Raw genomic sequence first — 19583 nt, 5'->3', positions numbered from 1 at the left:
CTTGCACGTCGTCGTTGGTCGAAGTCGAACAGGAGATGCCGGTGGCCGGAGTTGCGTGACAGTGCGGTGGTGTGACCCATGTCACCGAAGGCGGGCGTCACGAAGCCGGCGGGACCGGCATCTTGTGTGCGGCATTAAGAAGATCCAGAACGGATGGGAGCCGGCGATGAGCGAGCGCAGTGACCGAACCATGGAAGCCACCGAGCCGCCCACTGATCACGGCGGCGCGGATCAGGCCACCGAAACCTTCGTCGGCCACCGGAACCTGTTGTTCACCGTCGCCTACGAGATGCTCGGCTCGGCGGCCGACGCCGAGGACGTGCTGCAGGAGACCTGGATGCGGTGGGTGGAGGTCGATCCGGGCATCGTGCGCGATCCGCGCGCGTACCTGGTCCGGATCACCACCCGCCAGGCGCTGATGCGGCTGCGGGCGCTGCGCCGGCGCAAGGAGACCTACGTCGGCCCCTGGCTGCCCGAGCCGCTGCTGACCGCGCCGGACGTGGCCGAGGACGTCGAGTTGGCCGAGGGCGTGTCGATGGCGATGCTGCTGGTGCTCGAAACGCTCACGCCCACCGAGCGCGCGGTGTTCGTGCTGCGGGAGGTGTTCGGTCTGGAATATGACGAGATCGCCGAGGCCGTGGGCAAGAACCCGGTCGCGGTCCGGCAGATCGCACACCGGGCGCGGAACCATGTCGCCGCGCGCCGGCCACGTGGCGCCGTGTCCCAGGCCGAGAACCGTGCGGCCCTGCTGGCGTTCCGGTGGGCGGTTGAGACCGGTGATCTGCAGAGTCTGCTCGACCGGCTCGCCCCCGACGTCGTCTTCCTGAGCGACGGCGGCGGAGTCGTCCAGGCCGCGCTCACGCCCGTCGTGGGCGCCGCGCTCGTTGCCAACCTGCTGACCGTTGGGCTGGGCAGGATCGCAGGCTCCGCATCGGTCCAGTCGGCGCAGGTCAACGGTCACACGGCACTGATCGTCCGGATCGGCGGGCAGATCGAGGGCGCCCTGGCGGTGCGGACCGAGGACGGCCTGATCACCGGGCTGTACTTCGTGCGCAACCCCGAGAAGTTGTCGCGTCTCGAGCAGGAGACCGCCCTGCGCCGCTAGCCCCCTACCCGGGGTGCACCCGATCGCATGCCGCTGCCCACCTGGGCCAAGCCCGTTCGCGGTGGCCGGCGGCCGGCGTCCGGTGACACATGGCCACCAGACGACGGCTCAGCCGCCGCCGGGGCTGCCCTTCCGGGCCTCAGCAGCTGTTCCGGGACCGGAGTAGGAGCAGCCCGGTTGTCAGGTTCCGGATGGCACTGTGTCAGAGGTGGTCATCAGCGGTGATCAGGCGTCTGGCGGAGTACTAGGGAGACGAAGCCCCAGGTGTCCCGGTAGACGCGAAGCCATTCGGTGCGGTGAGTGGTCGACGCGGCGAGCGCACGTGAGCTGTCCGGCTCGGCCGGATGGTCGAGCGCCCAGGAGGCCAGCGAACCCCAGCAGGCCCATTCGTAGTCGTCCATTTCGCGGCGGGTACTGACATGCCCGCGGATCGGCGTCCACCCGTCGGCAACGACGCGGTCCACGGTTGTCGCGAGGTCGGTGAAGTCCCCGAGCATGTCGATGGCCTCCTGGTACGGGGGGCGGTCCCAGAAACCCTCACCGATCAGGACACGGCCGCCGGGAGCCAGGTGTTCGCGGGCCGCGGCAAGGGTGGGCAGGAGACCGCCGAAGGCGTGCGTGGCGCCGACGCTGATCACCAGGTTGAACGGCTGTGCGGCTGCGAAGTCTTCGGCCTCCTGGTGGTGGAGGACAAGGCGATCTTCCACGCCCCGGTCGCGCGCCGACTGCCTGGCCTGCGCCAGGGCGTCCGCGGAGACGTCCACGCCCTCGGCGCGCAGGTGCGGCCGTGCGGCCAGCGCGCGCAGGAGCCATTCCCCGCTGCCGCAACCGAGGTCGAGCACTCGCTCGTCGCCTCGGGGCAGCCCGCTTTCCAGGAGCCGACGCACGGACGCGTCGTGCAGAGGGGACTTGATCGGGTGGTCGGTATGGGCGATACGGGAGATCTGTTCACGATTCACGTGCAGGCCTTCCACGACGGGGCACACCTCGCTCGCTCCAGGCTGGAGATCCGCGAAGTACTCGTCATTCCTCAGGTTCTGACGACGAGTGGGATTGCGCCCGCGGGCCGGTGTCGGCGTACACCTGAGAGAAGTCAGTACGCCGGCAGCCGGCCCCCGGACTGCCTTACGCGCTGTGCCGGTCCTGGGGTCGGCTACCGCGGCGAGAGGTCGAGTTTGTAATGGATGACCTGATGAGTCGGCGAGTAGCCGAGCGCGTCGTTGATCGCACGCATCGGGAGGTTGCCGTCAGCGGTGTCGGTGCGCAGGCAACCGAGGTCCGGGTGACAGTCGCGGGCCTGCAGGATGGCTGCTGCCTTCATCCACCGGCCCAGGCCGTGCCCGCGGTGCTCGGGCAGGACCCCGGTGCCGTAGTGCTGCCCGCCGCCCGTGCCGTCGCCGGAGACGACCAGTTCGGTGAATCCGGCGATCGAGCCGTCCGCCTCATCGACGGCGACGACGGTGTGCAGCACATCGCCGCGTCGGGCGACGGCTGCGGCCACGGCTCGGACGCGATCCACGTCCCAGTCCACCGTGCCGTAGTCGGTGCCGCCCATCGGCATGTCATCCATGGCGCGGCGGGAGAGTGCGAACGTGTCGGCGAGGTTGTCCGGGACGGTGCCGTCCCAGCGGGACAGTCGATAGCCGGGATGCGCCTGTTCGACGATCGCGGTGAGCGCCGACCGGTTCGTGTCGCCCAGGTTCAGCCGGGTGAACGTGAACGTCGCGGCTTGGCCGAAGCCTCTGGCGCGCAGGAACTGCGCACCGGGGGAGCCGGGTTCGGCCTGTGCCACGAGTGAACGGCGGCCGTCCTCGCGGGCGGCGTGCGCGGCGGCGTCCAGCAGCAGCGTTCCCGTCCCGTGCCTACGCTCGGACGGGTGGACGTGCAGGTCCATCTCGGCGTAGTGCTTCTGCCCAGGCGTGGTGAACAGCCGCAGGAACGCTGAACCGACAGGGAATCCATCGGTGTCGGACGCCAGCCACGCAAGGCGGCGGCTGGACGAACCGCGCTCAGGATCGATCAGTGAGGTGAGGTGAATGGACAGGATGACTCCATCGTGAGGTAGCGAACGTCGAAATCGGGTTCGGCAGCTCAGCACTTGTGCGCATCTGCTGCACACCTCCTCCTCGTCGATGGGCCTGCCGTATTGCGGCCAAGTGACCCTAGCGACCCGGGGAACACGGACGCAAAGCTTTTTCTCCTGCCGCGGTCTGCATACGGTTGCCGACAAGACCAACGCGCTGCCAAGGCCCCGAAGCCGGGGCCGGACGCACGACGACCAGGCCCGGCACCTGTGTGCCGCGTCGGCAACCGCATGCCCACTTGACACCCAGGCCCTTCATATGAGCTTTTGCGGGTCATGACGCTGTTGACGTGGCGTCGGCCAGCGGTTTCTGAGGGTAGGCGCGGAGCACGAGGGATGTGGTGACGGGCCCGTAACGGGCAAGTGCGTCGACGATTTCTGCGAGTCGTTCTGCCTGCGGGCAGTAGACGTCGAGGATGAGGCAGTCTTCCCCGGTGACTCTGAGGGTGGAGGCGATCTCGGGTGTCCGGGAGGCGAAGTCCAGGGCGCGTGAGAGTTGGGCGTGCGTAGTGCGCAGCCGGATGACCGCGTGAATGTTCAGACCGAGGGCTGCGGGGTCGACGGTGGCTCGGTAGCTGGTGATGACCTCGTTCTTCTCCAGCCGCTGGATGCGCGCGCTGGCCGCGGGCTGCGAGAGTCCGACGCGGCGCCCTACCTCCGCGCCGGTCAGCCGGCCGTCGGTCTGGAGCAGGGCGAGGATGTCTCGGTCTATCCGGTCGAGTGATTGCATTGTCGTCCGCACTACTTTCTTTGAGATCACTTGCGCCACTGCTGCAGTCCTGATGCATCCAACAGAATCTGCGTCAGGCGCCCCCGCGATCCTAGGGAGCGACGAGTGAAATGGTGGTGGGAAGTGGTCGCGTACGTCATCATCCCGGGCATCGATGGCTCGGACGGGCAGCACTGGCAGACCTTGTGGGAGCGACAGTGGGGCACCTCGGCGGTGAGGATCTCTCCTGCCTCGTGGTCCGCCCCTGACCTGGAGGACTGGGTCGACGCTGTAAAGGAGGCATACGCCGAAGCTTCCCGGCAGGAGAGCCGGGTTGTGCTGGTAGCCCACAGCCTGGGCTGTTGGGCGGCATCCACCTGGCTGAACAAGAACCCCTCAAGCCCGATAGGCGGCGCGTTCCTGGTCGCGCCGCCCGATCCGGGCGGGCCGGAGTTTCCACGCTGGGCGGCGGCGACGTTCACCGAGGTGTCGGCACGACCGTTGCCGTGCCCGGCCCTGGTGGTGGGCAGCGCCGACGACCCGTACTGCTCCCCCGAGGCAGCCGCCGGCTTCGCGGCGCGGTGGGAGGCACGATGGAACCTGGTGGGCGCGTGCGGCCACATGAATTCCGCCAGCGGCCTGGGCCCGTGGCAGCACGGTCGTGATCTCCTGGAATCGCTGATCCCGCGTTGATTAACCACCGTGCGGGACGCATAGCCGCCAGGGACTGCGCAGCGGTTCCCCTTCGAGGAAGGAAGCCTGCCCGTTGATGTGCAAGAATGCGCCGCTGTCCGTCGAAGGTCGCCGTCGGCTTGTCGAACGGTGCCGGACGCGACCCATTGCACACGTGGCAGCCGAGATGGGCGTCTCTCGAGCGTGCGCGTCCAAATGGGTCAACCGCTACCGACGCCACGGTGACCTCGGCCTACTCGATCGTTCTTTGGCGGCGCATCGTCAGCCGACGACCACCGTTCCCCACTTCGCAGGCCGGGGTACCTCGTTCAGCCGCCCTTCATCGAGCGCGTCGTGCCAAGGGCGGGGCTCCCGGTCGTTTCATAGGTGGTCGCTCATGAAACACGCGGCCGCCTGACCGTCCACCTGCGGCGATCATGTTTCATGAGTCGTTGCAAACAACTGGACATCTGAAACACCCTCATGAAACAGTCCGGGGTCGTGAGCGACGACTTCAAGCGCGTGGAATCGCACGACTGCCCGATGTCCACCTGCGCCGCCCCCGCGGGCTCCCCATGCCGGACCGGGAAGGGCAAGGTGGCGATCCAGTACCACACCGCCCGGTTCCGCCTGGTGCCCCAGCTCGCCAAGGCGCTCAGCGTGCCGACCCCTGCCGTACGCAAGCCGGGCTCGGCGTGGACCGAACTACCCCGGCCCGTGCGTGCCGGCGCCGAACCGGTCGGACACGTCCGCCTCGGTTACGCCCGCGCCTCCACAGCCCGTCAGTCCCTGGACGCGCAGCTCGACTCGCTCGGCGAGGCCGGGGTCACCCGGGTCTTCTCGGAGAAGATCTCCACCCGCGCCACCAAGCGCCCCGAGCTGGAGGCCGCCGTGAAGCTCGCCGGGGAGATCCGCTCCTCCGGTGTCGCCGTCACCCTCGTCGTGCACGAGCACAAGCGGCTCGGCCGCGGCATCGAACTCGCCATGCTCGCCGAGGAACTGAAGGCGAGCGACGTCGGCCTGGAGTTCCTCACCGGAGAGCTGAAGGGCTCGCACGACCCGTCCGGCATCGTGTTCACCGTGCTCGCGGCCATGTCCGGCATGGAGCGCGAGTACATCCGCGACCGCACCCTCGAAGGCCACGAGAGCGCGCGGAAGCGCGGCAAGACCATCGGCGGCGCCGGGGTCACCGACGACGACATGTTGTCCATGGCGCTGCACCTGCGCGACCAGGAGATGAGCCTGCGCGACATCGCCAAGCGCCTCGTCATCACCACCGGCGCGAAGAAGGGGCAGCACCCCTCGCCCGCCACCGTCATGCGGATGCTGCGCGAACACGACGAGTCGACGGCCTAAGCGCCCAAGATCATCCCGTTGCCCCTTTGACGCGTATCTCGGTCACACCCCCTGGACGACCGGCGACGGGCCGAAGTCGCTGTTCGACGCGGCGGGCGGGTGGCTGCGTGAGCGCCGGGTGCTGCTGCCCCTGGCGAGCCGCCTGGCCCGGCTGGTGGGCAGCGTCCGGGAGACGGCGAACAACCGGCTGTGGAACACCCTCTACGGCCTGCTGAGTACCGGCCAACGGGCTGTACTCGACTCGCTGCTGACGGTACCGCCTGGAGGACGGGTGTCGGAGCTGGACCGGTTGCGCCGGGGTCCGGTACGAATCTCCGGGCCTCAGATGAAGTGGGCGCTGGAGCGGGCGGAGGAGATCGCCGACTTCGGGATGGGTGAGGTGGACGTGTCCGCGATACCGCCGCGGCGACTGGCGGAGCTGTCGCGGTACGGGGTCGACGGCAAGGCGTCGCTGCTCAAGCGGCACGGCGACTCCCGGCGCCTGGCCACGCTGCTGGCCACTGCGGTCTACCTGACGACCCGAGCGGTTGACGACGCCCTCGACCTGCTCGACGTGCTCATCGCCACGAAACTGCGCCTTCCAGGATGCGGCCCGCGGCCGGGTCGATATCACCAGGATCGAACGGCACTGGGAGGACATCCTTCGGATCATCGGCTCCGTCCACACCGGCGCCGTGCGCGCGTACGACGTCATCCGCATGCTCTCGCGCGACGGCCGCCCCACCCGGCTCGGCGACGCGATCGCCCACTACGGGCGGATCGCGAAGACCCTGCATATCCTGCGCCTGGCCGACGAACCCGGCTACCGCCGCCAGATCAAGGTGCAGGCCAACCTCCAAGAAGGCCGCCACGCCCTCGCACGGGAGATCTTCCACGGCCGCTACGGGCAGTTCTACCAGCGCTACCAGGACGGCATGGAGGACCAGCTCGGCGCCCTCGGCTTCGTGCTCAATGCACTCGTGCTGTTCAACACCCGCTACATGGACGCCGCCCTCACCCAGCTCCGCACCGACGGATTCGAGGTCCGCGACGAGGACGTCGCCCTGCCCCCGCTCGCGCGCCACCACATCAACGTGCTGGGCCGATACTCCTTCCAACTCCCCGATCTGCCCGGCGGCCTGCGGCCCCTGCGGGACAAAAACGCCGCCACCGACGAGTGACCCCAGAACGGCCGTCATGACTGTTCGGTGCGGGGTGTGGCATTTCGGGAGAAGCCCCGCCTTGCGCTGCAACCAGGTATCTAGGCTTCTCGCGCGACGGACGGGGCCCCGCCGTAGCGGCAGCCTGCTGCACGGTGAGCCCTCATTTGGGGGAACCGGGCGCGATCCGAGGGCCGAGCGGGTTGGGCGTCTCCATGATCAATACATGAGGTCTCGCGTGGTGCGGGCCCGACGATCAAGGAGAGCCAATGACGTTCCTGCCCCGTACCCTCGCCGCCACTGTCGTTGCCTGTATGGCTGTCGGTTTGAGTCTGCTGCCCCAATCAGCCGGAGCCGCGCCTGCACCGCCGGGCGCGGACAAAACCATTCCCAAGGAGCAGTTGCCCAAGGCCGAGGCGTTCCTCAACGGTGAGCCCGCCGACCTGGCAGCCGCGGTCGCCTTCTGCAACAGCGGCCCGGACGCCTGCACCTTCGCCGCCGCCCCCGACAAAAGCTTCCGCTACTACGCCCCCACCCGGGTCGTCGGGGAGCCCGTCGTCAACTGCACCCGTACCCCGATCGAACACACCCGGCGGATCAGCTACGCGGAGGACACCTACGACAGCGTCAATCAGACCCAGAAGGACCTGTTCGCCCGTCCGAGCCTGGCCCGGCCGCAGGACACCAGCGAGATGGCCCAGCAATTCGCCCAAGCCCAACAGGCCCAGCAGCGACCGTGGGTCTGGACTACCACGAACACGCGCGACATTGCCGAGTGGATCCAGCCCGGTGAGGTGTCCTGGGTGGAAGTCCAGCCTGCCCGAGAACGCACCTACGGTTCGTTCACCGCAAGTGGCGAGGACGTACCCGACTGGCGGATCAACATCACTGTCGACAGCCCCAGCAGAGCCTTCCCGGACCGCATCCTCCAGCGAACCGGGCCCATGTCCGCGTCGGAAAAGCAACAGTGCGCCACCCACTGATCAGACGCCATCACGTCCTCAGGCGACGACCGCCCACGGCGCGAAAGCGCTGTTCGGCCACACGGTGGGCTGGCTGTGCCCCAACTGGGTGCTGCTGCCGCGAGCTGTTACCGACTCGGATCGAGGAACCATGTGGTTCGGGGCCGGTTACTGGACGATCTTGAAGGCCCATTCGAGTTCGGCCTGCTTGGTGCCGTCATCGTCGACCAGGGCGAGCTTGGCCGTGTAGGAGCCTCGGGCAATCACGCCCGAGGGGGCCTGCTCCCAGCCATTGCGGGGCAGTGAAACCTCGCTGGGTGCGATTTGCGGCACGAAGGATCCGAGCATGTTTTTGTCCGTCGAGACCTTGATCCCCTTGCGGTAGAGCGTGCTGACGGCCTTGAGTCCGGACACCAGGTCGTCGGACACCTTGAAGGTGATCCGCAGCTTGTAGTGGGAGTCTTCGGGCAGCTCGACCTCCTCGGACGGGGTCAGTGCCTGGGGTTCGTCGCGGCCCTTCAGCAGGATGTTGAACGAGACGATCTCCAGCTTGCCCGTCGTCTGCGCGGTGTCCGCCATCTGCATGCTCCTCGCTGTTCTGGAATGCGTTTCAGTGGTATCGATCGTGCTGGCCGCGGCCCCGTCCGGGGGTACGGGCGCAACCGGGGCGCGCCCGTACCCCGCCTCGCGAGCCCGGGGCGGGGTACGGCTTTCGGCCCTGTTCTCCCCGAAGCTGTCGCGAAGTGACAAGTAGCTCTCTGTAATCAGAGTGACACTCGGCCAGGGGCCGGCATGACTCAGATACGCCAGAAACCTGGCACGAGATCGTGAACACCTGACGGGATCAGCGGTGGGTTCGGGGGTCGGCCAAAGACCCCGACGGCCACCGCCCGGGGAGACTGCACACCGGCCAGGGCATTGGTCAGGCGCCGGTGGCTACAGAACGGCGACGGTGAACGGAACGTCGACAGGGTCGTTGTTGTAGTTGGTCGTCACGACCCTGATAGTGCGGGTCAGGCCATTGCAGTTGGAGTTCGGAATGGCGGTGATCATGGCGCGGAAGTTGTTGACCGTGGCGACCACTGCCGCGTCGCGCAGGTCAACAGTCGGGTCGGACACCTGCACGCAGTAGTCGCCCGCAGGCCTCCCGTCCAGCCGGGCCGCCGACGCGACGTTCTTGGTGGCCAGGAGCGTTCCGTTTCCAGCCACCTTGGCCGCAGCACGTGCGTAAGGCGCGTTCAGATTCTCTGGAGCGGCGGAAGCCGTACCGGCCAGGGCCGGCACGGACACCACGGTTGCAGCGACAAGGGCGAGAGCTCGAATACGCATGAAGTTTCCCCTCTCGGCCGCATCCGCCATAAGCTGCGGCCCGATTGCCTGGTCCAATGGACAGCGGCAGCCGCACCGACACCGGACGCCCACCGCTCACCCGGGAATCACGGTAGAGGCGATACTCCCCGCACGATTGCGCTGACCTGCTGAAACCCCTCGTCCGCGTGAACCCGACGCACGCGCAGGTCGAAGCACTCCCACTGCGGGAACACTCCGGCCCCTGTCGTCAAACGAACGCCATCCGCACTGCCTTCGACACGAGCGCCCCGGTCCCGGAGCTGCCGGTCGTGCTCGACGTGTCGCCGCGAGTACGAAAACCGCGTCAACGCCCCCACCACCGACCCCCGCCGCTGACGAGGCAACCACGCCAGGGCGAGTCCCTGATAGGCGAAAGGACCGGGGGCTCATCCGCCCCGGCGTTGCCCTTCGAGCCGGCAAGGCTTAGGTGGGCGGGCTGGGGTGTTGGACGCGTTTACGCGCGTGCTGTCTTGATGGGGGCCGGTGCGGGGTGCCGGGTGGTGCGTACCACGTTCTGATGATCTTCGTAAGAGTGATCGAGAATGTGTAGATGTGTTGCTCAACACGCCTATGTGGGACCGGAATTGATCGTCCACGCGCATAGATCGTTCGTTGAACGGGCAGTCTCCTGCGGCTTGTTTGATTGATCAAGTGCTTGCGGGGAGCGGGGCCCTGTGAGCCTCCCCTGTGAACCTCCCCCTAGGAGACAGAAGATGCCGCAGGATGTGCGCTTCGACATCCCGTTCAGCACCCCCGTCAGCGCACATCTGGCGTCCGCGCGTGAGCAACATCTGCGCTGGGTGCGGGAGACGGGGCTCGTCCGTAGTCAGGCCGGGTTCGACGAGTACGAGTCCTGGGACCTGGCGCAGGCCGCTTGCCGTACCTATCCGTACGCCTCGGCCGACGACATGGTCGTCCTCATGAACTGGTTCTCGCTGGCCTTTCTCTTCGATGACCAGTTCGACGCTGAGATACCCGACCGGGCGGACCGCGTCGCCGAGGTCGCCCGGGAGCTTGTCGCGACGCCGCTGCGGCCGGTGGGCAGCGCGCCCCGGGTGGTCTGCCCGATCACGCTGGCCTGGGCCGAGGTGTGGGAGCAACTGTCCGACGGGATGTCACCGACCTGGCAGGGGCGGTTCGCCGCGTCATGGGGGCGGTTCCTGGTGGCGCACGTCGAGGAGGTCGATCTCGCGGCGGGCGACGGAGGCGTGGAGCTGGGGGTCGAGGAGTACGCGGCGTTCCGGCGCCGGACCGTCGGGATACACCACAGCATCGACGCGGGGGAGCGGAGCCGGCGGTTCGAGGTGCCCGCCCAGGCGCAGGCGCATCCCGTGATGATCGGGTTGCGGGACGCCGCCGCCGACACCATCGGGTTCATGAACGACATCCACTCCTTCGAACGCGAGAAGCGTCGAGGGGACGGGCACAACCTCATCGTCGTGCTGCGGCGGGAGCGGGGGTGCTCCTGGGAGGCGGCCGTGGACGAGGCGGTGGCCATGACGACGGAGGGGCTGCGGCAGTACGTGGAGTTCGAGGCGCGGGTTCCGGAGATGTGCGAGGAGCTGGGGCTCGGGGTCGCCGAACGGCAGCAGGTGTGGATGGGGGTGGAGGCGGCGCGGCACTGGATCAACGGGAACTACGAGTGGGCGTTGACCACGGGGAGGTACGCCTCGGGCGCCGTCAGCCGTTCGGCGCCGGACGACTTGCTGACCGTCTGACCCCCACCCGCCCGCCCTCTCCGCTTCCGCGTGAGGGCGGGCGGAAACTACGCCGTCGTCCACTCCGCCGGCAACGTGTCCAAACGCGACTCCCACGTCGACGCCGTGGACGTCAGACCCGTCGTCGGGACCGACATCCGCAGGCCCGGGAGGCGGTGGAGCAGGACGTCCACCGCTGTTTCGATGATCGACTGGCCCACGCCCTGACCGGGGCATTCGTGCGCGCCGCCGCTGAAGGCGAGGTGGGCCTTGTTGCCGTGGAGGGCCACCGCCGCGTCGGGGCGTACCTCCGGGTCGAGGTTGCCCGCGGTGAGGCCGAGGACCAGGAGGTCGCCCTCCTTGAGCCGCTGGCCCCCGAGTTCGAGGTCGGCCGTCGCGAAACGGCCGGGGCACACCGCGAGCGGCGGCGTGTTCCACATGACCTCCTCGACCACCGAGGACACGTTCAACTGCCCGCTCACCAGCCCCGCGAGGCGATCCGCGTCGGTCAGGACGAGTTGCAGGACCCGCGCCAGCAGATTGCTGGTGGTCGTGTGCGCGGCGATCAGGACCAGCCGGAGATGGCTGATGATCTCCTCTTCGTCCAGGTCCGCGTGGTGCTCGATCAGCCCGGACGTGAAGTCGGAGCCGGGTTCGGCGCGTTTGCGCGCGGCGAGTTCGGTGAGGACCTCGCCGATCAGACGGTCGTGCTTCACGGCGTCCTCGCCGCCCTTGATCAACTCCGCGCAGGACAGGGCGAGTTTGCGGCCCTGGTCCTCACCGAGCCCGAACATCCTGGTCAGGACGAGCATCGGCAGGAACTCCGCGTACTCGCCGACCAGATCCGCCCGGCCCTCCTCCGCGAACGCGTCGATCTGCTTGTTCGCGAAGTGCGTCACATGCCGCCGGATACCGCGCCCCGCGACCGCCTGAAGGCTGTCGGTCACCGCGCCGCGCAGCCGCCGGTGCGGTTCGCCGTCCTGCGAGACGCAGTCGGGGCGCCAGCCCACCATCGGGATGAGCGGCGACATGGTGTCGATCCGCCCCTCCTTCCAGTCCCGCCAGATCCGCGAGTCCCGGGCGAACTGACGCGGGTTGTCCAGGACCCGCCGGTTCTCCCGGTAGCCGAGGACGAGCCAGGCCGGTACGTCGCCTTCGAGCAGGACCGGTGCGACGGCCCCGTACTGCTTGCGCAGCCGGGCGTAGATGCTGTGCGGGTCGGTCGCCGCGCCCGGTCCGTAGAGGCGGACCAGGCCGTCGGGACCCGTCGACACCGGGCACCGCCCCGTCGAGTCCGTCACTGCGGGCGCGTCAGTCATCGGGGCTCCAGGGCGAGAGCGGCAGAGCGTTCCTTGAGGTGCTGGATCAGGGCGATGAGCACATCGCGGCTGGACGCCCGGTCGCGGGCGTCGCAGGCCACGACCGGGGTGTGCGGGGAGATGTCGAGCGCGTCGCGGATCTCGTCGACCGGATGGTGCTGCGAGTCCGGGAACACGTTGAGGGCGATGACGAACGGCACCTTCTGCCGCTCCATCTCCTCGATCGCCCGGAAACTCGACGCCAGCCGGCGCGTGTCGACCAGGACGATCGCGCCGAGCGCGCCCTTGAACAGCCCGTTCCACAGGAACCAGAACCGCTCCTGGCCCGGCGTACCGAACAAGTACAGCATCAGGCGCTCATTGATCGCGATGCGCCCGAAGTCCAGGCTCACCGTCGTCTCCTGCTTGTCCGCGACACCGATGAGATCGTCGACGTCGGCGCTCGCCTGCGTCAGCGTCTCCTCGGTGGTGAGCGGCCTGATGTCGCTCACCGCGCGGACCATGGTCGTCTTGCCGGTGCCGAAGCCGCCGGCGATCATCACCTTGACCGAGCGGGTCGCGGGGTCCGCGCCGCTCGCGCCCGCCGCCGCCGGCATGTCGGGGCGGTCAAAGCCGTTGAAGTCCACTGAGTACCTCCTCAAGCAGCGCGAGGTCCGACCCGTGCCCGGCGGACGCCGAGAGCGGGTTACGCGCTTCCACCCGGCCCGCGTCCAGCAGGTCGGTCACGAGCACCGCGAGAATGTTGAACGGCAATCCGAGATGGGCGCCGAGTTCGGCCACCGACAGCGGATCGCGACACCACCGGAGGATCTCCTCATGCTCGCGCTGCATTCCCGCGACGGGCGCGGTACGGGTCACGATGAGGGTCGCCACGTCCAGGCTGAAAGCCGAACCGCCCGGTCCGCTGCGGCCTCCGGTGAGGACGTAGTACCGCTCAAGACCGGACGGATCCGTGGGCCGGTGGGGGTCAGTCATCCAGGATGCTCTTCCAGACGGGGTGTGGTGCCGAGCAACTCGCCCATCCTGCGGGCCAGATCACGCATCTGGTGGCCGAGGAGTCCTTGGTCGAGCCCTTCCCGGGCGATCACACCGAGGTAGGTCTCCAGGCCGGCGCGGACCACGAACAGATGGCCGCCGTCGACCTCGATCATCGCGAGGCGCAACTGCCCGCCGAACTGCGGGAACTGTTCCGCCACCGGCTGTGCGAGCGCCTGGAGCCCCGCGACGACGGCCGCGAAGCGGTCCACGTCGTCCGGGTCGTCGGCGCCGAAGGACGTGATGGCCTTGCCGTCGCTGGAGGCCACGAGCGCGAAACGGATCTCCTCGATGCTGTCGACGAGATCGCGGAGCGCCCAGCTCACGTCGGTTCCGTGTTGCGTCATGTGGCTAGTCGCTCTCTTCGTTACGGGGCTCGTCGGTCTCTCTTCCGGCGGTCGCGAACGCGGCGAGGCCGGTGAAGGAGGCGTCGGGTGGTACGGGGACGGGGGCCGTCGTCGTGGCGGTGGTCGAGGCGGAGCCGTTCGCCGTGGCAGCGGGTGCCGGCTGCGGGTCGGCGTCCGCGGACTCGTACGTGTCCCGCTTGCTGCGCCGCCGGGGCAGGCCCCCCGGGGTGGTGCCCGTACCGGCGTGGGTGTCCGCGAGGGTGCGGGTGCCGGGGAAGGGCTGGGTGTGGGGCTCGGTGTGGTGGGCGAGCGCGTCGACGGGGGTGCCGTTGACGCCGGTTTCGGCGGTGTCGGTGCCGATACCGAAGCCGGCTTCGGTGCGCCAGTCGTCGGGGAGGACGTCCGGGGCCGTCATCGAGGTGCCGGAGGGCCGCAGTACGGGCAGTTGCGTGAAGTACTTGTGCGGGACGACGACCACGACCGACGTACCGAGCCACGGCGAGTCCGCGAACGTCACGCGGATGCCGTACTTCTGCGCCAGGATTCCCACCACACGCAGACCGAGATGGGCGTCCTCGGACAGACCGGCGAGACCCGGGCCCTCCGCGATGCCGGCCAGCGCCTGTTCGGCCTGCCGCTTCTTCTCCTCGGTCAGGCCCTTGCCCGCGTCCTGGATCTCGATGCCCACACCGTTGGGCACCTCCTTGCCGGAGACGACGACCGGCTCACTCGGCGGCGAGTAGCGCGCCGCGTTGTCGAGGAGCTGCGCGAACACCAGCGTGAGGTGGTCCACCAGGCCGCCGTCGACGCCCAGTTCGGGCAGATGCCGTACCTGGACGCGGTCGAAGTCCTTGATCCGGCCGATGCCGCCGCGCACCACACTGAGCAGCCGCTGCGGCTCCTGCCACTGCCGTCCGGGCCGGTCCGAGCCGCCGAGTACGCCGATGCTCGCCGCGAGACAGTCCGCCGGGCCGATCGCCTGGTCCAGCTCCATCAGTCCGCGCGCCACCGCGGGCAACCGCCCGTGCTCACCCTGCATCTCGTGCAGCCGCCCCCGGATCTTGCTGGTGAGGACATGGATACGGCTGCCGATACTGATCACCGCCTGCTCCGCCGACGTACTGCGGTCGAGTTCCTCCTCGACCGAGATCAGCGCCGCACGCAGCACCTTGCGCAGCTCCGCCCGGAACTCCGGCGACGCCGCCGCGTCCGCGTCCTCACCCAGCGGGGCGAGTACGTCGTCGATCGCGTCGCCCGCCCGCAGCCGCTCCAGCGCCTTGGGCAGGTAGTCGCCGCTCAGCCGGGCGGTCAGGGCCTTCTGACGATCCGCCACATCCTGGCCGCCGCGCGTCGCCTCGGTCACCCGCGCCTCGAACGCCGACCGCTCCGCCCGCAACTCGCCTTCCATCGCGGCCAGTCGCTCCTGCCACTGCTGATCCTGTGCCGCCGCGCGCTGCTGCCACTGCTGGAGCTGCTGGGCCTGTGTCGTCTGGAAACCGGCCGCCGCGCGGCGCAGCTCGGCCCGCGAACGGAGCAGGAGCCGCACACAGAAAGCCGCCGCCGCGGTCACCACCACCCCCGCGACGAGCCCGGGTATTCGTACCCCGTCGGGGCCCGCGGCCACGGTCGTGACCGTGCCCGCGGCAAGTCCCAGCGGCAGGAGCCACCAGGCGTGCCAGGTGGCCGAAGCCCGGACCGCCGGGGGCGGAGTGGCAAGTTCCATCAGCATCCTCGAAACCAACGCGATCGAACAGAGTGGGGAGAAGCGTGTGGGGGCCCCTGCGACGACAGGCACGGCCCGCGTGGCGGGACACGACGGGGTGTGCATCGCGTCAACTCGGCACGCCACAAAGGAGCTTAGCGGGTGACACGACCTGTTGATCAAGCCCGCCCACTCAGCCGCCGCTCACTGGTCGATCTTCGGCCACCCCACTACAAGTCGACAAGTCGCCTCCCGTACGCCCCAGTCGCACCGCCGACGAGGTGGGGGCCCGTCCACGGAAAGTGGCGCGATCGAACGGAACCGCAACTATCTGGCCACTTCTCAGCCGGTGGGGTCCTCGACCGGCCGGGGCGCGGGGGGTTCCCCGAAGCGGGTCAAGGCCAGGGCGCCCGCGATCGCCACCACGAAACCGAGGGCGGCCAGCCAGGCGAGACCGGGGCGCGTACGGTCACCCAGCCAGAGGATGCCCACCAGCGCCGGCCCGATCGTCTCGCCGATCACCATGCCCGCGGTCGCCGTCGTCACCGAACCCCGCTGGAACGCCGACGTCAGCAGCAAGAACGCCGCGCCCCCACCGATCAGCAGCGCATACGTCGCCGGATTCGTCAGCAGCGCCACCGGCGCCACGTCGTCGATCAGCCGCACCGCGACCTCGACCACCCCGAACCCCACCCCCGCGCCGAGCCCCAGCGCCGCCGCCCGCACCCGGTCCGGCAGCCGCCCGGCCACCGCACCGAGCCCGAGCACGGCCACGGCGGTACCGAGCATCGCGTACCGCAACGCGTCCGAACCCGTACCCGCCCCCTCCGCCCCCGACGCCAGGCCCAGCATCGCCAGGCCCGCGCAGACCAGCGCCACCGCGCCCCACTCGCGCCCGCTCAGCCGTACGCCGAGCAGGCGCGACGCGACCACCGCGGTGACGGCGAGGCTCGCGGCGAGCGCCGCGCCGACCGCGTAGATCGGGAGGGAGCGCAGCGCCACGATCTGGAGCACGAACCCCATCCCGTCCAGGGCCAGTCCGGCGAGATAGCGCCACTGCCGCAACGCCCGCAGCAACAGCGCCGGATCCACCCCGGACCCGGTCCCCGGCTCCGCCGCCCGCGCGGCGACCGCCTGCAACACCGACGCCGTACCGAAGCAGACCGCCGCACCCAGCGCGCAAAGCATCCCTAGAGCCACGAAGCGACTCTAAGCGGGTTCGGGGAAGTCCCGTGCGGTACGCCCGGTCAGTCCGTCAGGACCTCCCGCAACCGGTCCAGGCCCCAGTCCAGGTCCTCCTTGCTGATGATCAGCGGCGGCGCGATCCGGATCGTCGAACCATGGGTGTCCTTCACCAGCACCCCCTTGTCCATCAGCCGCTCCGAGATCTCCCGGCCGGTGCCGCGCGACGGGTCGATGTCGACACCCGCCCACAGGCCCCGCCCGCGCACCTCCCGTACCGCGCTGCCCGGACCCCCCGCAAGCAGCCGCAGCTCATGGTGGAGGTGATCGCCCAGCTCGGCCGCCCGCTGCTGGTACTCACCGGTCTCCAGCATGTCGATCACCTCAAGCGCCACCGCGCACGCCAGCGGGTTCCCGCCGAACGTCGAACCGTGCTCACCGGGCCGGAACACCCCGAGCACCGCCTCGCTCGACACCACCGCCGACACCGGTACGACCCCGCCGCCCAGCGCCTTGCCCAGGACATACATGTCCGGCACCACGCCCTCGTGCTCGCACGCGAACGTCCGCCCCGTCCGGCCGAGCCCCGACTGGATCTCGTCGGCGATGAACAACACGTTCCGCTCGCGGGTCAGCTCCCGGACCGTCCGCAGATACCCCGCCGGCGGAACCAGCACCCCGGCCTCGCCCTGGATCGGCTCGATCAGCACCGCGACCGTGTTCTCGGTGAGGGCATTGCGCATCGCCGTCGCGTCGCCGTACGGAACGATCTCGAAGCCCGGCGTGTACGGGCCGAAGTCCGCCCGCGCCTCCGCGTCCGTCGAGAAGCTGACGATCGTCGTCGTACGGCCGTGGAAGTTGTCCGCCGCGACCACGATCTTCGCCATGTTGTCCGGGACGCCCTTGACCCGGTACCCCCACTTCCGCGCGGTCTTCACCGCCGTCTCGACGGCCTCCGCGCCGGTGTTCATCGGCAGCACCATCTCCATCCCGCACAGGGCGGCGAGCCGGGTGCAGAACTCGGCGAACCGGTCGTGGTGGAACGCCCGCGAGGTCAGCGTCACCCGGTCCAGCTGCGCCTTCGCGGCGTCGATAAGACGCCGGTTGCCATGGCCGAAGTTCAGCGCCGAATAGCCCGCCAGCATGTCGAGATAGCGGCGGCCCTCGATGTCCGTCATCCACGCGCCCTCCGCGGTGGCGACGACCACGGGCAGCGGGTGGTAGTTGTGCGCGCTGTGCGCATCGGCCGATGCGATGACCTGAGCGGTCGGATTTTCGGTGGTGGACACGGGTTCTCCGTTCATCCTGCGGCGGGCGGGCGGGGTGGCGCCCCTTTCTATCGCCTTCCTCACGTCGATCGGACGTCTTTCTATGGTCGCTCGAATGCCGGACAACGAAACCTTCCCCGTCGCAGGTCCAGCTAGGGTGGATTTCACGTACGGCGACTGGCGCGCAGGGAAGCGACCCTGGGGAAGCCGTACGCGGTACGGGCGTCCCGACGCCCGCCCGCCTTCGAGGTGCCGCCCGCCTGGGCACCCCGGGACCACGACCGGACACTGACCGCTCGCCCCGGAGGACGCCATGTCTCTTCCCCTCTCGCATCCCGCACTCTCCGCGACCGACCCCGAACTAGCCTCCCTCGTCGCCGCCGAGGAGCAGCTCCAGGCCGACACGCTGCGCCTGATCCCCAGCGAGAACTACGTCTCCACCGCCGTCCTCGAAGCCGCCGGCACCGTCCTGCAGAACAAGTACAGCGAGGGCTACCCCGGCCGCCGCTACTACGAGGGCCAGCAGATCATCGACCAGGTCGAACGCCTCGCCGCGAACCGCGCCAAGGCCCTCTTCGGCGTCGACCACGCCAATGTCCAGCCCTACTCCGGCTCCCCGGCCAACCTCGCCGTCTACCTCGCCTTCGCCGAGCCCGGCGACACCATCATGGGCATGGCCCTGCCGATGGGCGGCCACCTCACCCACGGCTGGGGCGTCTCGGCCACCGGCAAATGGTTCCGCGGCGTCCAGTACGGCGTGCGTCAGGACACCGGCCTCATCGACTTCGACCAGGTCCGCGACCTCGCCCTCGCCGAACGGCCCAAGCTGATCTTCTGCGGCGGCACCGCCCTGCCCCGCACCATCGACTTCGCCGCCTTCGCCGAGATCGCCCGCGAGTCCGGCGCCGTCCTCGTCGCCGACATCGCCCATATCGCCGGCCTCGTCGCCGGTGGCGCCCACCCGTCACCCGTACCGCACGCCGACGTGATCTCCACGACCACGCACAAGACCCTCCGGGGCCCGCGCGGCGCGATGCTGATGTCCCGCGAGGAGCACGCCAAGGCTCTCGACAAGGCGGTCTTCCCCGGGCTCCAGGGCGGTCCGCACAACCAGACCACCGCCGCCATCGCCGTCGCCCTCCACGAGGCGGCCCAGCCCTCCTTCCGTGCATACGCCCGCGCCGTCGTCGACAACGCCCGCGCCCTCGCCGACGCCCTGCTCGCCCGCGGCTTCGACCTGGTCTCCGGCGGCACCGACAACCATCTGATCCTGATCGACCTCACCCCCAAGGACACCCCCGGCAAGATCGCCGCCAAGGCTCTCGACCGGGCCGGGATCGTCGTCAACTACAACACCGTGCCCTACGACCCCCGGAAGCCCTTCGACCCCTCCGGCATCCGGATCGGCACCCCCTCTCTCACCTCACGCGGCCTCACCACCGCCCATATGCCGACGGTCGCCGAGTGGATCGACCGCGGGGTCGCCGCCGCCCGCTCCGGCGATGAGGACGCCCTCGCCAAGCTCCGTACCGAGGTCGCCGACCTGATGGCCGTCTTCCCGGCCCCGGGCCTCCCGACCGACTGACCCACGGGCGCGGCGGGCGCGGCGGGCGACGACCCAGCTCTGTCGGACCGGTCCGGTCCGGACCGGCACTGG

At 69.4% G+C, this 19583-nt stretch carries 18 protein-coding genes and 2 pseudogenes; 8 read left to right on the top strand and 12 right to left on the bottom strand.

The window, feature by feature from the left end:
- Window positions 1-166: 166 nt before the first annotated feature.
- On the top strand, window positions 167-1105 hold the full coding sequence (locus ACIQNU_RS43295) for an RNA polymerase sigma-70 factor (RefSeq protein ID WP_401378101.1): 939 nt from the start codon (window positions 167-169) through the stop codon (window positions 1103-1105).
- Window positions 1106-1320: 215 nt separating this feature from the next.
- Here the strand turns inward: ACIQNU_RS43295 and ACIQNU_RS43290 are convergent, their stop codons facing one another.
- From ACIQNU_RS43290 to ACIQNU_RS43280, 3 genes are all read right to left on the bottom strand, one after another.
- Window positions 1321-2064 carry an SAM-dependent methyltransferase gene (locus ACIQNU_RS43290; RefSeq protein WP_401378136.1) on the bottom strand — a complete coding sequence of 248 codons (744 nt, stop codon included), beginning with the start codon at window positions 2062-2064 and terminating at the stop codon, window positions 1321-1323.
- A 194-nt stretch (window positions 2065-2258) separates the two neighbouring features.
- Complete coding sequence (locus tag ACIQNU_RS43285; protein WP_401378133.1) at window positions 2259-3149, bottom strand: GNAT family N-acetyltransferase; 891 nt, start codon at window positions 3147-3149, stop codon at window positions 2259-2261.
- A gap of 313 nt (window positions 3150-3462) precedes the next feature.
- Window positions 3463-3918 (bottom strand): Lrp/AsnC family transcriptional regulator, encoded by a 456-nt coding sequence (locus ACIQNU_RS43280; RefSeq protein ID WP_401378098.1) that lies wholly within the window; start codon window positions 3916-3918, stop codon window positions 3463-3465.
- A 123-nt stretch (window positions 3919-4041) separates the two neighbouring features.
- Between ACIQNU_RS43280 and ACIQNU_RS43275 the strand changes: the two genes are divergently transcribed.
- From ACIQNU_RS43275 to ACIQNU_RS43255, 5 genes and pseudogenes are all read left to right on the top strand, one after another.
- Window positions 4042-4590: an RBBP9/YdeN family alpha/beta hydrolase gene (locus ACIQNU_RS43275; RefSeq protein ID WP_401378095.1), complete on the top strand. Its 549-nt coding sequence runs from the start codon at window positions 4042-4044 to the stop codon at window positions 4588-4590.
- Window positions 4591-4666: 76 nt separating this feature from the next.
- A pseudogene (locus ACIQNU_RS43270) lies at window positions 4667-4876 on the top strand (helix-turn-helix domain-containing protein); the annotation flags it as partial.
- 194 nt (window positions 4877-5070) lie between these two features.
- Entirely contained in the window at window positions 5071-5925 is an 855-nt protein-coding gene (locus ACIQNU_RS43265; RefSeq protein ID WP_401378092.1) for a recombinase family protein, read from the top strand.
- A gap of 76 nt (window positions 5926-6001) precedes the next feature.
- Window positions 6002-7085 (top strand): annotated as a pseudogene (locus ACIQNU_RS43260) (Tn3 family transposase); the annotation flags it as partial.
- Window positions 7086-7333: 248 nt separating this feature from the next.
- Entirely contained in the window at window positions 7334-8047 is a 714-nt protein-coding gene (locus ACIQNU_RS43255) for a hypothetical protein (protein WP_401378090.1), read from the top strand.
- Window positions 8048-8194: 147 nt separating this feature from the next.
- On the opposite strand, the gene ACIQNU_RS43250 is transcribed toward ACIQNU_RS43255, so the two are convergent.
- Together ACIQNU_RS43250 and ACIQNU_RS43245 are read right to left on the bottom strand one after the other, a co-directional pair.
- A complete protein-coding gene (locus tag ACIQNU_RS43250; RefSeq protein WP_401378088.1) occupies window positions 8195-8605 on the bottom strand; it encodes a hypothetical protein in 411 nt (136 codons plus the stop codon).
- A gap of 357 nt (window positions 8606-8962) precedes the next feature.
- Window positions 8963-9355 carry a hypothetical protein gene (locus ACIQNU_RS43245; protein WP_401378085.1) on the bottom strand — a complete coding sequence of 131 codons (393 nt, stop codon included), beginning with the start codon at window positions 9353-9355 and terminating at the stop codon, window positions 8963-8965.
- Window positions 9356-10089: 734 nt separating this feature from the next.
- On the opposite strand from ACIQNU_RS43245, the gene ACIQNU_RS43240 reads away from it, so the two are divergent.
- Entirely contained in the window at window positions 10090-11094 is a 1005-nt protein-coding gene (locus ACIQNU_RS43240; RefSeq protein WP_401378083.1) for a terpene cyclase, read from the top strand.
- 47 nt (window positions 11095-11141) lie between these two features.
- Here ACIQNU_RS43240 and ACIQNU_RS43235 read toward each other — a convergent pair whose 3' ends face one another.
- The 7 genes from ACIQNU_RS43235 to rocD form a co-directional block, all read right to left on the bottom strand.
- Window positions 11142-12392: a cytochrome P450 gene (locus tag ACIQNU_RS43235; protein WP_401378080.1), complete on the bottom strand. Its 1251-nt coding sequence runs from the start codon at window positions 12390-12392 to the stop codon at window positions 11142-11144.
- Complete coding sequence (locus tag ACIQNU_RS43230) at window positions 12389-13018, bottom strand: GTP-binding protein (RefSeq protein WP_401378078.1); 630 nt, start codon at window positions 13016-13018, stop codon at window positions 12389-12391. The genes ACIQNU_RS43235 and ACIQNU_RS43230 overlap by 4 nt, the downstream gene beginning before the upstream one ends.
- On the bottom strand, window positions 12999-13367 hold the full coding sequence (locus ACIQNU_RS43225; protein ID WP_401378075.1) for a DUF742 domain-containing protein: 369 nt from the start codon (window positions 13365-13367) through the stop codon (window positions 12999-13001). The genes ACIQNU_RS43230 and ACIQNU_RS43225 overlap by 20 nt, the downstream gene beginning before the upstream one ends.
- The gene (locus ACIQNU_RS43220) at window positions 13364-13774 is read right to left on the bottom strand and encodes a roadblock/LC7 domain-containing protein (protein ID WP_389880337.1); all 411 of its coding nucleotides are present in this window, start codon (window positions 13772-13774) and stop codon (window positions 13364-13366) included. Before ACIQNU_RS43220 ends, ACIQNU_RS43225 begins: the two co-directional genes overlap by 4 nt.
- 4 nt (window positions 13775-13778) lie before the next feature.
- Window positions 13779-15497 carry an ATP-binding protein gene (locus tag ACIQNU_RS43215; protein WP_401378073.1) on the bottom strand — a complete coding sequence of 573 codons (1719 nt, stop codon included), beginning with the start codon at window positions 15495-15497 and terminating at the stop codon, window positions 13779-13781.
- A gap of 321 nt (window positions 15498-15818) precedes the next feature.
- Window positions 15819-16664: a hypothetical protein gene (locus ACIQNU_RS43210; protein ID WP_401378131.1), complete on the bottom strand. Its 846-nt coding sequence runs from the start codon at window positions 16662-16664 to the stop codon at window positions 15819-15821.
- Window positions 16665-16723: 59 nt separating this feature from the next.
- Window positions 16724-17962 (bottom strand): ornithine--oxo-acid transaminase, encoded by a 1239-nt coding sequence (gene rocD / locus ACIQNU_RS43205; RefSeq protein WP_401378128.1) that lies wholly within the window; start codon window positions 17960-17962, stop codon window positions 16724-16726.
- A 277-nt stretch (window positions 17963-18239) separates the two neighbouring features.
- Here rocD and glyA point away from each other — a divergent pair, with 277 nt between their 5' ends.
- Complete coding sequence (gene glyA / locus ACIQNU_RS43200; RefSeq protein WP_401378070.1) at window positions 18240-19511, top strand: serine hydroxymethyltransferase; 1272 nt, start codon at window positions 18240-18242, stop codon at window positions 19509-19511.
- Window positions 19512-19583: the final 72 nt, after the last annotated feature.

The sequence above is a fragment of the Streptomyces sp. NPDC091292 genome, assembly GCF_044757265.1.
Lineage (GTDB): Bacteria > Actinomycetota > Actinomycetes > Streptomycetales > Streptomycetaceae > Streptomyces.
Note: the sequence above shows the minus strand (reverse complement) of the source record. Positions and strands in the feature narration are given on the sequence as shown.

Excerpts from the sequence above, each read along its gene's own strand:
- ACIQNU_RS43295 (WP_401378101.1), top strand. The coding sequence starts at position 167 with ATGAGCGAGCGCAGTGACCGAACCATGGAAGCCACCGAGCCGCCCACT.
- ACIQNU_RS43280 (WP_401378098.1), bottom strand. The coding sequence starts at position 3,918 with ATGCAATCACTCGACCGGATAGACCGAGACATCCTCGCCCTGCTCCAG.
- ACIQNU_RS43255 (WP_401378090.1), top strand. The coding sequence starts at position 7,334 with ATGACGTTCCTGCCCCGTACCCTCGCCGCCACTGTCGTTGCCTGTATG.
- ACIQNU_RS43250 (WP_401378088.1), bottom strand. The coding sequence starts at position 8,605 with ATGGCGGACACCGCGCAGACGACGGGCAAGCTGGAGATCGTCTCGTTC.
- ACIQNU_RS43245 (WP_401378085.1), bottom strand. The coding sequence starts at position 9,355 with ATGCGTATTCGAGCTCTCGCCCTTGTCGCTGCAACCGTGGTGTCCGTG.
- ACIQNU_RS43240 (WP_401378083.1), top strand. The coding sequence starts at position 10,090 with ATGCCGCAGGATGTGCGCTTCGACATCCCGTTCAGCACCCCCGTCAGC.
- ACIQNU_RS43235 (WP_401378080.1), bottom strand. The coding sequence starts at position 12,392 with ATGACTGACGCGCCCGCAGTGACGGACTCGACGGGGCGGTGCCCGGTG.
- ACIQNU_RS43225 (WP_401378075.1), bottom strand. The coding sequence starts at position 13,367 with ATGACTGACCCCCACCGGCCCACGGATCCGTCCGGTCTTGAGCGGTAC.
- ACIQNU_RS43220 (WP_389880337.1), bottom strand. The coding sequence starts at position 13,774 with ATGACGCAACACGGAACCGACGTGAGCTGGGCGCTCCGCGATCTCGTC.
- ACIQNU_RS43215 (WP_401378073.1), bottom strand. The coding sequence starts at position 15,497 with ATGGAACTTGCCACTCCGCCCCCGGCGGTCCGGGCTTCGGCCACCTGG.
- ACIQNU_RS43210 (WP_401378131.1), bottom strand. The coding sequence starts at position 16,664 with ATGCTTTGCGCGCTGGGTGCGGCGGTCTGCTTCGGTACGGCGTCGGTG.
- rocD (WP_401378128.1), bottom strand. The coding sequence starts at position 17,962 with ATGAACGGAGAACCCGTGTCCACCACCGAAAATCCGACCGCTCAGGTC.
- glyA (WP_401378070.1), top strand. The coding sequence starts at position 18,240 with ATGTCTCTTCCCCTCTCGCATCCCGCACTCTCCGCGACCGACCCCGAA.